Here is a 13,085-nt window from a genome sequence, read left to right as displayed (position 1 = left end):
ACACTCCCGGAGGGAGAGGGGACTGACCGAGATATATTGCAGAAATACACCGACTTGAAAGTTTTTTGCTGAATCCATAATCGACACTATTTACCAGGTCGATGTATGACGGAAGACAGCTCGGTCGGCTCCCTCTCCCTCCGGGAGAGGGCTGGGGTGAGGGGGTGGCTCTTAAACCTTGAACTGATTGATCAACCGCCGCTGCTGCTCCGCCAGTTTGGTCAGGTCCGCACTGGCCGAACTCGATTCATCCGCACCACCGGCCACCTCGTTCGCCACCTGACCGATATTGATCACGTTGCGGTTGATGTCGTCGGCCACTGCGCTCTGTTCTTCGGCGGCGCTGGCGATCTGGGTGTTCATGTCGTTGATCACCGACACCGCCTGGGTGATGGTCTCCAGCGCTTCGGCGGCCTTGGCCGCGTGCTGCACGCTTTCGTCGGTGCGGTTCTGGCTGTCTTCCATGACCCGCACCACATCCCGGGTGCCCTGCTGCAGTTGCTGGATCATGCTCTGGATTTCTTCGGTGGCTTTCTGGGTCTTCTGCGCCAGGTTGCGCACCTCGTCGGCCACCACGGCAAACCCGCGACCCTGTTCACCGGCACGTGCTGCTTCGATGGCGGCGTTGAGGGCCAGCAGGTTGGTCTGCTCGGCGATCCCGCGAATGGCGATCAGGATCGCGTTGATGTTTTCGCTGTCCTTGGCCAGGGTCTGCACCACGTCCACGGCCTTGCCGATTTCCACGGCCAGCACGCCAATCGAGTTGGAGGTGTCACGCACGATCTGCATGCCCTGACTGGCCGCCTGATCGGCATGGCTGGCGGCTTGTGCCGCCTGGGTCGCGTTGCGCGCGACGTCCTGGGCGGTGGCGGTCATTTCCTGCACGGCGGTGGCCACCTGATCGATCTCGGCCATCTGTTTCTGAATGCCGATATTGGTCCGGATCGCGATGTCCGCGGTGTGCTCCGAGGAATCGCTGACGCTCTGTACCGACGCTACCACCTGCGTGATCATCCCCTGCAATTTGGCGAGGAAGGTGTTGAAGCCTTTGGCGATTGAACCGAGTTCGTCTTTGCGATCACTGGTCAAACGACGGGTCAGGTCACCTTCGCCCTGAGCGATGTCATCGAGCATGGTCACCATTTGCTTCAGCGGACGGGCGATGCCGTGGCCCACCAGCCAGATCACCAGCAGGCCGAGGCCGGCAATGATCAGGCCGACCATGGCCATGCCGAAAGTGTCGGATTTGCGCTGGGCGTCGAGGTCGCCTTGCAGCTTTTGCAGATCGGCCATCACCGCGTTCAGTGGCAGTTGCAGCATCAGTGTCCAGCGCGCGTCGGTCTGACCGATGCCGAACGGCAGGTACAACTCGATCCGGCCTTGCTCTTTATTGATGGTGTAAGTCACTTCGCCGCGCTTGAGATTGGCCATGTTGGCAATCTGTTGGGCGTCGAGAATGTCGCTGACCTTCTCGCCGAATTTGCTCGGGTCCTGGGTGTAGGCGACGATCCGGCCGTTGCTGCCGATCAGGGCCATTTGCCCGGCGCCGCTGTAGAGCTTCTGGTTTGCGCCCAGCAGCATTTCCTGGATGAAGTTCACCGACAGGTCGGCGCCGACGATGCCCTGGAAGGTGCCGTTGAGCATGATCGGTTCAATGAAGGAGGCGAGCATGACGATCTTGTCGCCGACCTTGTAGGGGGCCGGATCGATCACACAGGATTTCCTGGTTTCTTTCGAGCACAGGTAGTACTCGCTGGCGCGCACGCCGGTGGACAGGACTTTCTGGTCGTCAACGTCCACCAGTTTGTCCAGGCCCAAGGTGCCGTCGTCGTTGCGAAACCACCACGGCAGGAAGCGCCCGTTGGCGGGATCGATCCCGACAACCTGAGTGCCGACGTAGGCCGCGTCATTGTGGTCCAGTGCGTTCTTTTCCCAGCCGATGTAGGTGCCGAGAATCTTCGGATTCTTCTCGACGTTTTCCTTGATCAGGCTGATCAGTTGCTCGCGGCTGACGTTCAGGCGTGGCTGGCCGTCGGTGCCCGGTGTGCCGAGCAGGGCGTTGACGCGCACCAGTCCGCCAGCAATCAGCAGCGGCGCTTCCAGTTCGCGCTGGATCTGGCTGACCTGGGTCTGCGCCAGCGAGGTCAGGCGCTGTTCGATGACTTGCTCGAACTGGGCCTGAGTCCGTTGCTGGACCATTTCCTGGGTGCGGGCACCGGAGAACAGCGCATACAGCACCAGCGCAGCGACTACGCTGAGCACGATGGCGCCGGCCAGGGCGGCCACGGAAAACTGGATCGACTTGAACTTCATGGGAGCTCCGCACGCGAGAGGACGTCTGCCGCTGCTGTATCGGCAGCCACTGTTGCGCCATGAGGCAAAACGCATGCAATCAGGGCCGGATGTCGCAAATGGATCAGTGTGCGACGCTGCTGCAGCAGGCTTGCCGAAGAATGTGAATTTTTTCCTGCAGGACTGGCGGGCGTCTTCTGAAAACAGGTGCAACACGTCCGTTGTATCTGGCGTCGATACAATTACCCGCCTAGGATACGCGGCAGGTTTTCAGGGAGCTTTTGAATGAACAAGACATTGGTTGTAAGTGCACTGAGCGCGGCGCTGTTGCTGGCCGGTTGTCAGTCGGTCAACACCACCAGCGGCGGTGCCGTGGGCGTGGAGCGCAAGCAGTACATGTTCAGCATGCTGTCCTCGCAAGAGGTCGACCAGATGTATGCCCAGTCCTATCAGAAGACCGTTGGCGAGGCGTCCAGCAAAGGTGTGCTGGACAAGACCAGCAACGAAGCCAAGCGGGTTCAGGCGATTGCCAACCGCTTGATCGCCCAGGCGCCGAACTTCCGTCCGGATGCGGCGCAATGGCAGTGGGAAGTGAACCTGATCAAGAGTGACGAGCTCAACGCCAACTGCGGTCCTGGCGGCAAGATCATTTTCTACACCGGGCTGATCGATAGCCTGAAACTCACCGACGATGAAATCGCCGCGGTCATGGGCCATGAAATCGCCCACGCCCTGCGCGAGCACGGTCGTGAAGCGATGTCCAAGGCCTATGGCATCGAAATGGCCAAGCAGGGCGCCGGCGCGTTGCTCGGTCTGGGTCAGGACAGCCTGGCGCTGGCCGATACCGTGGCCAACTACGGCATGACACTGCCCAACAGCCGCGCCAATGAGAACGAAGCCGACCTGATCGGTCTGGAATTGGCTGCCCGCGCCGGCTACAACCCGAACGCCGCGATCACCCTGTGGAACAAGATGAGCAAGGCGTCCGAAGGTGCACCGCCGGAGTTCATGAGCACTCACCCGTCCTCCAGCAGCCGCACGGCTGCCTTGCAGGCGGCGATTCCGAAGGTCATGCCGCTCTACGAAAAAGCGCCCAAGTCCTGAAACAAATGACCGCTCCCACACTGAGTATGGGAGCGGTCCGCCGGATCAGACCCAGCCGCTGCTCTGTATCGCCTTGTACACCGCGACGATTGCCAGAATCATGAACGCCGAAGCCGCGAGGCGACGGATCAGGGTCAATGGCAATTTGTCTGCGGCAAAGTTACCCGCCAGAACCACCGGTACGTTGGCAATCAACATGCCGAGCGTGGTGCCGATGATCACCAGCCACAGTTCCGGGTATTGCGCAGCCAGCATCACGGTGGCGATCTGGGTCTTGTCACCGATTTCCGCGAGGAAGAAGGCGATCAGGGTGGTCAGGAACGGCCCGAACTTGCGGGCGGTGCTGGCTTCGTCGTCGTCCATCTTGTCCGGCACCAGCGTCCACAGGGCGGTGGCGGTGAAGCTTGCGGCGAGAATCCAGTGCAGGACAGCATCGGAGAAGAAACTGCCGAACCAGGCGCCTACCGCACCGGCTGCCGCGTGGTTGGCCAGGGTCGCAGCGACGATGCCGGCAATGATCGGCCAGGGTTTGCGAAAGCGAGCGGCGAGAATCAGCGCGAGCAGTTGCGTCTTGTCGCCGATTTCGGCCAGGGCAACAATTGCGGTGGGAACGAGTAACGAGTCCAGCATCAGGATTTCCTAAGGGGCGGGTCGACACGGCTATGACACGTACAGCCTTCCCGCCCCGGGTAAGGTGTGCGTGTCATAGGTCTTGTCAAACCCTGCGATCCGTCTGCTGCGGACGCTTGGGTCGCATACGCCATGATCTGAGGATCAAGTATGTTGACGTATGCCGGACGAGCATGGCGCTCGTGGGAGACTACTCCCCTAGGACGGAGCGGATTCTGCCTAGGCAGAATCCATTCGGCAAGTGCTAATTTTCAGCCGCGCTTGGCCCGGTAAATCCGGAAACCATTGCCTTCGGCCTTGATCGCACACACGCCAAGATGTTCTTCGATCAGCGGTTGATACTTCAGGAAGCTGTTCGCCACCAGCCGCAGTTCGCCGCCGTTTTTCAGATGTTTCGCCGCTTTTCGCAGCAAGTTCTCGGTCGCGAAATAGTCGGTGTGAACGCCGACATGGAACGGCGGGTTGCTCAGAATCGCATTCAGGCCCATCGGCGCGGCATCGATACCGTCACCGGTCAGCACCTCGGCTTCCAGGCCGTTGGCCGCCAGGGTCAACCGGCTGCTGGCGGCAGCGAAGGCATCAACGTCGAGCAACGTGACCTGATTGTGCGGGTAACGACGCTTGACCGCCGCACCGAGCACCCCGGCACCGCAACCGAAATCCAGCAAATGACCGCTCGGCAGTTTGTCCAGGTGTTCCAGCAGCAAGGCACTGCCGCGATCCAGTCGGCCATGGCTGAAGACGCCCGGCAGGCTGATGACTTTCAGCGGTCCCTCGGCCAGTGGCAGCTCATAAGTCTGGGCCAGGCTTTCCAGGGATTTGGCTTCTGGAGCGTTGGCCACCGTCACTTGCCACAGTTGGCAATGGCGTGCGCTGTCGAGTTTGCGCGGCTTGCCGAACGGGTTGAGTTGCTTGGACGCGCCTTCGATGCCGCTGCGCTTTTCCCCGACCAGAAACACCTCACGCCCGGCCAGACGTGAAGCCACGGCATTGAGGACGTAGTCGGTCAAATCCTTGGACTTGGGCAGGAACACCACGGCGCCGTCGAATTCGCGCTCCGGCACATTCACGCCGAAATGGCTGCGACCTTCGAAGCGCGCGTCGAGCGCCGCCTGGTCACCCGCATGCCAGCACCAGCCGAAGGCGTCGGGCAGGCGCCCGAGCAAGTCATCGGCCGGCAGACCGGCCAACAACAGCGAGCCCTGGAATAACTCGACCTGACGAAGCAGTACTTCACTGCGCGGATCCATAACTGCTCCTGTGAAAAAAAGTGCCGCAGTTTATCAACTGACGACCCGCAGCGCCTTACCGCTGTAGAACGCCTGGGTGTTTTCCACCAGTTGGCCGACGATTCGCTGCCGTGCTTCGCGGCTGCCCCAGGCGTTGTGCGGGGTGACGATCAGGCGCGGGATGTCGGCGGCCAGCAGCGGATTGCCCTGGGTTGGCGGTTCGACGCTCAATACATCGGTCGCCGCGCCACCCAGATGACCATTGCGCAGTGCATCGGCCAATGCTTGTTCGTCAATCAGCCCGCCACGGGCGGTGTTGACCACGAAAGCACCCGGTTTCATCGACGCCAGCTCGCGGGCACCGATGAAGTGGCGGGTGTGTTCATTGAGCGGGCAGTGCAGGGTGAGGGCGTCGATCTGTGGCAACAGCTCCTCCAGCGGCAAGCGATCCGTACGGGCCGGACGTCCCGGAATCTGCCCCAGCAACACGCGCATGCCAAAGGCTTCGGCCAGACGCGCCACTGCGCCGCCCAGTTCGCCATGCCCGAGCAGGCCGAGGGTTTTGCCCTCCAGCTCAACGATCGGATAATCCAGCAGACAGAACTGTTTGGCCTCTTGCCAGCGTCCTTCACCGACGGCTTTTTGATAATCGGCCAGCCGCGTGGCGAGGTTGAGCAGCAGCATGATCGTGTGTTGCGCCACCGATGGCGTGCCGTAACCCTGGCAGTTGCACACGGTGATCCCATGGGCGCGGGCGGCGGCCAGATCGACGTTGTTGGTGCCGGTGGCGGTGATCAGGATCAGCTTCAGCTGTGGGTTGGCGGCCATGGCGGCGGCGTCGATCAGGACCTTGTTGCTGATCGCCACGGTCGCCCCTTGCAGGCGTTCGGCAACCTGCGCAGGCAACGTCTGGGCGAACAGTTGCAGATCGCTGAAGCAGTCGCGCAAAGGGCTCAAGTCGAGATCGCCAAGATCCAGCGACGGGTGATCGAGGAATACGGCGCGGTGGGCGTTCGTCATCAACTGTACCTGTTGTGCTTTGAAGGGAAGGCGTAATCTGCCGAGCCTACCAGATGAAACAACTCGTTACGCTTGGCCGAAAGGAGCCCCCATGTACTGGACCGAATTCTTGACCGTTGCCCTGATCCACCTGTTGGCCGTCGCCAGCCCCGGTCCTGATTTCGCCGTGGTGGTGCGCGAAAGCGTGACCCACGGTCGGCGCGCCGGGACCTGGACCGCGCTGGGTGTGGGCACGGCGATTTTCCTGCACGTCGGTTATTCGCTGCTGGGCATCGGCCTGATCGTTTCCCAATCGATCGTGCTGTTCAACGCTTTGAAATGGGCCGCCGCCGCTTACCTGCTGTACATCGGCTACAAGGCCCTGCGCGCGCAACCCGCCAAGACCGTGACTGACGACCTGCACAAAGAGGCCGGCGAACGCACCGCCCGTGGCGCCTTCACTTCAGGCTTCGTGACCAATGGTCTGAACCCGAAAGCCACGCTGTTTTTCCTGTCGCTGTTCACGGTGGTGATCAACCCGCATACGCCACTGGCGGTGCAGGCCGGCTACGGGATTTATCTGGCCGTCGCGACCGCAACCTGGTTCTGCCTGGTGGCAATGCTGTTCAGCCAGCAGCGCGTGCGCGCTGGTTTCGCCCGCATGGGCCACTGGTTCGACCGCACCATGGGCGCCGTGCTGATCGCCATCGGCGTGAAACTCGCGTTCACCGAGATGCATTGATCGAACTGAGCTGATTCAGGGCGTTGAGGTACTCCCGGGGATTGTCCCCGAGCAAACGGCGAAACATTGCGCTGAACGCCCGCGCGCTGCCGTAACCCAGATCCCGCGCCACGCTCTGCACGCTGTCCCCGGCGAGCAGGCGGGGCAGGGCTTCCATCAGGCGCAATTGCTGGCGCCAGGCATTGAAATTCATCTTCAGTTGTTGCTGGAACAGCCGCGCCAGTGTGCGTGAGCTGGCGCCGACCTGCTGCGCCCAGTCTTCCAGGGTGTTGGGATGATCAGGCTCGCGCAGCAGCGCCAGGCAAATGTTTTGCAGGCGCCGGTCGCTGGGCATGGGAATGTGCAGCGGCAGGTTTTCGAGGCCGGCCAGCTCCTCCAGCATCAATTGCTGGATCAGCGGGTTGTCGGCGTGGGGCGGGCCCTGCACCGCGCGCAGAATCAGTTCGCGCAGCAACGGCGTCACGGCCAGCACGCAACAATGTTGCAGGCTGGCGGGCGACAGCTCGGGGGCGATGAACAATGAACGCATCTGCACATCGCCGGACATGAAGATCTCGTGGCCGATCTGCGGTGGGATCCACACCGCGCGGGTCGGTGGAATCACCCAAGCACCTTGTGCCGTGACCACCCGCATGACCCCGCTCACCGCATACAGCAACTGCGCCTCGCGATGCAGGTGCAATGGCTGGTGCGCGCCGTCCAGGTAATCCCGGGGGTAGGCGCTCACCGGGCCGTGTTCGAAATGGCTGATCAACATGTCCGGTTCGCTGACTTGAATGGCAGGAATGCGCTTTTTTGCCAACTTAGCATAGGCGCTCACACCCTTCCTGTTCATAAAAAGAAAAGCGTGCCGCGATGAATCAATCCAGAAATGTCATCCGCTACATCAACGCAGCCCATGTGATCGATCACATGTTCATGCTGATTTTCCCCGCCGCCGTGCTCGGCATGACCCAGGCCTTCGCCCTCGACTACGCCGCGCTGATCGGCCTGTCGCTGGGCGGTTTCATCGCGTTCGGCGCCTGTTCGCTACCGGCCGGCTGGCTCGGCGATCACTGGAGCCGGCGACGGATGATGCTGGTGTTTTTCTTCGGCATCGGTGGTTCGGCGATCGTTACCGGCTTCAGTAACAGCCCGACGATGCTGGTGATCGGCCTGACCCTGATCGGCATTTTTGCTGCGATCTATCACCCGGTCGGCACGGCGATGCTGGTGGCCTATGCGCAAAATCGTGGCCGCGAAATCGGCATCAACGGCATGTGGGGCAATCTTGGCGTGGCGTTCTCGGCGCTGATCACCGGTCTGCTGGTGGCGCAGTTCGGCTGGCGTTCGGCGTTCCTGATTCCGGGTGCCGTGGCCATCGTGCTGGGGATCGGTTTTGCCTTGCAGGTGCGCGAGGAGCCGATCCCCAAGCGTCCGCACACCGCGCTCAAGGGCGCCGGCGGCCAGCGGATTTCGATGGCCATGGTGTTCGGCGTGCTGGCCTTGGCCACGGCCACCGGCGGGGTGGTGTTCAACGCCACCACCATGACCTATCCAAAACTGTTTCAGGAGCGCTTGCATGACCTGTTCGCCTCGCCGCAGACCCTCGGTGTGGTGGTGAGCCTGGCTTACGCCTTCGGTGCGATTGCGCAGTTGAGCATCGGTCGGGTGTTGCACCGCGTCAGCCTGAAATGGCCGTTTATCGTGCTGACGTTGTGCCAGGCGCCGTTACTGTTCGCGCTGGCTTATGTCGATGGCTGGGCGGTGATCGCCGTTGGGGCGGCATTCATGTTTGTGGTGTTCGGTCAGGTGACGGTGAACGATTCGATGGTCGCCAATTTCGTCGCGCCGCAATGGCAGTCACGGGTATTTGCCCTGCGTTACTGTTTATCGTTCGGTGCCAGTGCGACGGCGATTCCGCTGATTGCCTATGTCGAACCGCGCCATGGGTTTGTGGGGCTTTACCTGATTCTGGCCGGTTTTGGCGCTTTGACTTTCCTCGCGGCGGTGGTTTTCCCACGAACGCCTTCCGAAGCGTCTGTAGGGCAAATGGCCTGAGCGGTGACGAATACCGGCAAATGCTGGCGCAAAGCTAGCATTTGTACGGCTCTGCAAATCATTCCTTTGGCTGATTTGGCTGGCGTATAAGGGTTCTAGAGTACAAAACTCCAACGCCAACACCGTGCAGTCAGAAAAGGGATTCTTATGTTGCAGACTCGCGTTATTCCGCCCGCCGAAGGGGCCTACCAGTATCCACTGCTGATTAAACGGCTGCTGATGTCAGGCGCCCGTTACGAGAAAACCCGCGAGATCATCTACCGTGACCAGCTGCGCTACAGCTATCCGACCCTGATCGAGCGGGTCGCGCGACTGGCCAACGTACTGACGGCGGCCGGGGTCAAGGCCGGTGACACCGTGGCGGTGATGGACTGGGACAGCCATCGCTACCTCGAGTGCATGTTTGCGATTCCGATGATTGGCGCGGTGATTCACACCATCAACGTACGGCTGTCGCCGGAACAGATCCTCTACACCATGAACCACGCCGAGGACCGTTTCGTGCTGGTCAACAGTGAGTTCGTCGGGCTGTACCAGGCCATCGCGCCGCACCTGACCACGGTGGAGAAAACCCTGCTGCTGACCGATCTGCCGGAAAAAACCGCCGATCTGCCGAATCTGGTGGGCGAGTACGAGCAACTGCTGTCGGCCGCCAGTCCCCAGTACGACTTTCAGGATTTCGACGAGAACTCGGTCGCCACCACGTTCTACACCACGGGCACCACCGGCAATCCGAAAGGCGTGTATTTCACCCATCGGCAACTGGTGCTGCACACCATGGGCGTGTCGACCATCATGGGCGCCATCGACAGCGTGCGCCTGCTGGGCACCAACGATGTGTATATGCCGATCACCCCGATGTTCCACGTGCATGCGTGGGGCCTTCCGTATGTAGCGACCATGCTCGGGCTCAAGCAGGTTTATCCGGGGCGTTACGACCCGGAATTCCTGGTCGAGCTGTGGCGCAAGGAGAAGGTCACGTTCTCCCATTGCGTGCCGACCATCCTGCAAATGGTGCTCAACGCCAAGGGCGCGCAAGGCACCGATTTCGGCGGCTGGAAAATCGTCATCGGCGGCAGTGCGCTGAACCGCTCCCTGTATGAAGCGGCCAAGGCCCGGGGCATTCAGCTCACGGCAGCCTATGGCATGTCGGAAACCGGGCCATTGGTGTCGTGCGCACATCTGAACGACGAGTTGATGGCGGGCACCGAAGACGAGCGCACCACCTACCGGATCAAGGCCGGCGTGCCGGGGCCATTGGTCGAAGCGGCGATCGTCGACACCGAGGGCCATTTCCTCCCGGCGGACGGCGAGACCCAGGGCGAACTGGTACTGCGCGCGCCATGGCTGACCGAAGGCTACTTCAACGAACCGCAGAAGGGCGCCGAGCTGTGGGCCGGCGGCTGGCTGCACACCGGCGACGTCGCGACACTCGACAGCATGGGCGTGATCGATATCCGCGACCGGATCAAGGATGTGATCAAGACCGGCGGCGAGTGGATCTCCTCGCTGGACCTCGAAGACCTGATCAGCCGCCATGTGGCGGTACGTGAAGTAGCAGTGGTGGGCATCGCCGATCCGCAGTGGGGTGAGCGTCCGTTTGCCTTGCTGGTGATCCGCGAAGGGCATGCCATCGGGGCTCGTGAGCTCAAGGAACACCTCAAGCCGTTCGTGGAACTGGGGCACCTGAGCAAGTGGGCGATTCCAAGCCAGATCGCCCTTGTTACGGAAATTCCCAAGACCAGTGTCGGCAAGCTCGACAAGAAGCGCATCCGCCTCGACATCACTGAATGGCAGGCCAACAACAGCACCTTCCTCTCGACCCTCTGAGCGTCCGCTGGCGCGCCGAAAACGGCGCGCCAGACCCACCAAGCAAGCGCTTGGCTTGTGAAATCCGAATTTTCAGCCATCCTTGCCGTGCCGACATGTGTCGGACTGGCGAAAGGACTGTTCCAGAGTGGCCGGCAGCTGCAAATCACACTTTAGAGGGATCAAGCAGTACCACCTGCTGGCTATAGTCCGCTCAAGGATTTTTAAGAACGGGGCAATGCAACATTGAAGCGATTTCGGGAGGCCTCTGGCGCCCGGTCCTTCAGGCGTTTTTAAAAGTACTCACTGCCATAACAATAATGCACATGGAGTAGCGTCGATGACCTCAGTAAACCAGTTCTGGCGCCGGGCGAAACTGCCTCTGGCGGTCAGTCTTGCCTCCACGCTCGCCGGGCCCGCATTCGGCGTCAGTTTCAACGTCGGTGAAATCGAAGGCCAGTTCGACTCCTCGCTCTCCCTGGGCATGAGTATTTCGACCCAGCAGCCGAACAAGGACCTTATTGGTGTCAACAACGGCGGCAGGGGCCTGTCCCAGACCTCTGACGACGGTCACTTGAACTTCAAGAGCGGGCAAGCGTTCTCGAAGATCTTCAAGGGCATCCATGACCTCGAATTGAAATATGGCGATACCGGTGTCTTCGTCCGGGGCAAATACTGGTACGACTTCGCGTTGCAGAACCAGGACCTGGAATACAAGGACGTCAGCAACCATAACCGCGACGTGGCTGCACGATCTTCGGGCGGGCAGATCCTTGACGCCTTCATCTACCACAACTACGCCATTGCCGATGAGCCGGGCTCGGTGCGTCTGGGCAAGCAGGTGGTGAACTGGGGTGAAAGTACCTTCATCGGTGGCGGCATCAACTCGATCAACCCGATCGATGTTTCCGCGTTCCGCCGTCCGGGGGCCGAGATCAAGGAAGGCCTGATTCCGGTCAACATGTTCTACGTGTCCCAGAGCATCACCGAAAACCTGTCCGCCGAAGGTTTCTATCAGATCGACTGGCAGAAGACCGTGACCGACAACTGCGGCACGTTCTTCTCCCAGCCTGACATCGTCACCACCGGCTGCGACGACAACCTGCGCGTGCTGAACAAGCGCTCGACCATTCCGGGCGTTGCCCTCGGCCCGCTGGCGGCCGCCAATGTCGACGTCAACGAAGAAGGCGTGCTGGTGCGCCGTTCGCCGAACCGCAACGCTCGGGACAGCGGGCAGTGGGGTGTTTCGGCCAAGTACATGTTCGATCCGCTGGCCACCGAGTTCGGTGCCTATTTCATGAACTACCACAGCCGTGCGCCGATCTTCAGCGCAACCGGCGCGCCACAGTCGATCTATAACGGCGTCAAGGCGCTCCCGGGCCCGTTCCAGGCATTGGGCCCTCTGGTGGTGGCGGGTAACTCCGAGTATTTCATCGAGTATCCAGAGGACATTCGTCTGTACGGTCTGAGTTTCTCCACCACCCTGCCTACCGGTACGGCGTGGAGCGGTGAGATCAGCTACCGACCGAACGCACCGGTGCAACTGAACTCCACGGATATCCTGTTCGCCGGTGTGCGTCCATTGGGCGGTGCACTGACCAACGCGTCGATCCTCAATGGCGTTCCGGGCCAGGACCTGCACGGTTACAACCGCAAGGAAATCACTCAACTGCAGACCACCCTGACGCACTTCTTCGATCAGGTCATGGGCGCCAACCGCCTGACCCTGGTGGGTGAAGTCGGTGTGACCCACGTCGGCGGGCTGGAGAGCAAATCCGAGGCCCGCTACGGCCGCGATCCGGTCTTCGGTCCGGGTGAACTGCCGTCCACTGGCGGTCTGAACACCTGCTCGCAGATCCTCAACACCTCGACCATCAACGGTGCCGGTCCTGGCGCTTCGACCAGCAACCGCTCCAGCAATTGCGACAACAACGGGTTCACCACCGCCACGTCCTGGGGCTATCGCGCTCGTGCCATCTGGGATTACAGCGACGTGTTCGCCGGTGTGAACCTGAAGCCGAACGTGGCCTGGTCTCACGACGTCAAGGGTTACTCCCCGGGCCCTGGCGGCAACTTCGAGGAAGGCCGCAAGGCCATCAGCCTCGGGCTGGATGCCGAATACCAGAACACCTACACCGCAAGCCTGGCCTACACCAACTTCTTTGGTGGCGAATACAGCACGGTGGATGATCGCGACTTCGTTGCCCTCAGTGTTGGCGTGAACTTCTAAGTACAGTTTT

Annotated in this window: 10 protein-coding genes, 1 pseudogene and 1 riboswitch; of the genes and pseudogenes, 5 read left to right on the top strand and 6 right to left on the bottom strand. The window is 61.1% G+C overall.

Translation table 11 applies throughout. The features are described from left to right. Positions 1-171 precede the first annotated feature (171 nt). Positions 172-876, bottom strand: a complete 705-nt coding sequence (locus C6Y56_RS29690) for a methyl-accepting chemotaxis protein (protein WP_409348360.1) — start codon at positions 874-876, stop codon at positions 172-174. A gap of 201 nt (positions 877-1,077) precedes the next feature. Then, positions 1,078-1,134: pseudogene (locus tag C6Y56_RS29685) on the bottom strand (hypothetical protein); the annotation flags it as partial. A gap of 1,443 nt (positions 1,135-2,577) precedes the next feature. Here C6Y56_RS29685 and C6Y56_RS23840 point away from each other — a divergent pair. After that, positions 2,578-3,396 carry a M48 family metallopeptidase gene (locus tag C6Y56_RS23840; protein ID WP_169431880.1) on the top strand — a complete coding sequence of 273 codons (819 nt, stop codon included), beginning with the start codon at positions 2,578-2,580 and terminating at the stop codon, positions 3,394-3,396. 45 nt (positions 3,397-3,441) lie between these two features. Here the strand turns inward: C6Y56_RS23840 and C6Y56_RS23835 are convergent, their stop codons facing one another. The 3 genes from C6Y56_RS23835 to C6Y56_RS23825 form a co-directional block, all read right to left on the bottom strand. Next, positions 3,442-4,026, bottom strand: a complete 585-nt coding sequence (locus C6Y56_RS23835) for a TMEM165/GDT1 family protein (protein ID WP_169431879.1) — start codon at positions 4,024-4,026, stop codon at positions 3,442-3,444. An 87-nt stretch (positions 4,027-4,113) separates the two neighbouring features. After that, positions 4,114-4,238: riboswitch (yybP-ykoY riboswitch) on the bottom strand. A gap of 39 nt (positions 4,239-4,277) precedes the next feature. Next, positions 4,278-5,276 (bottom strand): class I SAM-dependent methyltransferase, encoded by a 999-nt coding sequence (locus C6Y56_RS23830; RefSeq protein WP_169431878.1) that lies wholly within the window; start codon positions 5,274-5,276, stop codon positions 4,278-4,280. A 33-nt stretch (positions 5,277-5,309) separates the two neighbouring features. After that, positions 5,310-6,275, bottom strand: coding sequence for a 2-hydroxyacid dehydrogenase (locus C6Y56_RS23825; protein ID WP_169431877.1), 966 nt, complete (start codon positions 6,273-6,275; stop codon positions 5,310-5,312). A gap of 91 nt (positions 6,276-6,366) precedes the next feature. On the opposite strand from C6Y56_RS23825, the gene C6Y56_RS23820 reads away from it, so the two are divergent. Continuing rightward, positions 6,367-6,996, top strand: coding sequence for a LysE family translocator (locus C6Y56_RS23820; protein ID WP_169431876.1), 630 nt, complete (start codon positions 6,367-6,369; stop codon positions 6,994-6,996). Here C6Y56_RS23820 and C6Y56_RS23815 read toward each other — a convergent pair. Next, a complete protein-coding gene (locus C6Y56_RS23815) occupies positions 6,980-7,753 on the bottom strand; it encodes an AraC family transcriptional regulator (protein ID WP_169432705.1) in 774 nt (257 codons plus the stop codon). The two genes, C6Y56_RS23820 and C6Y56_RS23815, sit on opposite strands and share 17 nt — an antisense overlap. 98 nt (positions 7,754-7,851) lie before the next feature. Between C6Y56_RS23815 and C6Y56_RS23810 the strand changes: the two genes are divergently transcribed. The 3 genes from C6Y56_RS23810 to C6Y56_RS23800 all read left to right on the top strand — a co-directional run bounded on the left by C6Y56_RS23810 (position 7,852) and on the right by C6Y56_RS23800 (position 13,075). Next, positions 7,852-9,036 (top strand): MFS transporter, encoded by a 1,185-nt coding sequence (locus tag C6Y56_RS23810; protein WP_169431875.1) that lies wholly within the window; start codon positions 7,852-7,854, stop codon positions 9,034-9,036. Between the two features lie 147 nt (positions 9,037-9,183). Continuing rightward, on the top strand, positions 9,184-10,866 hold the full coding sequence (locus tag C6Y56_RS23805; protein ID WP_169431874.1) for a fatty acid--CoA ligase: 1,683 nt from the start codon (positions 9,184-9,186) through the stop codon (positions 10,864-10,866). A gap of 319 nt (positions 10,867-11,185) precedes the next feature. Then, positions 11,186-13,075 (top strand): DUF1302 domain-containing protein, encoded by a 1,890-nt coding sequence (locus C6Y56_RS23800; protein WP_169431873.1) that lies wholly within the window; start codon positions 11,186-11,188, stop codon positions 13,073-13,075. Positions 13,076-13,085: the final 10 nt, after the last annotated feature.

This window comes from Pseudomonas fluorescens, from assembly GCF_012974785.1.
Classification (GTDB): Bacteria; Pseudomonadota; Gammaproteobacteria; order Pseudomonadales; family Pseudomonadaceae; genus Aquipseudomonas; species Aquipseudomonas fluorescens_BT.
The sequence above is the reverse complement of the archived record's forward strand: the minus strand, read 5'-3'. Positions and strand labels throughout refer to the sequence as shown.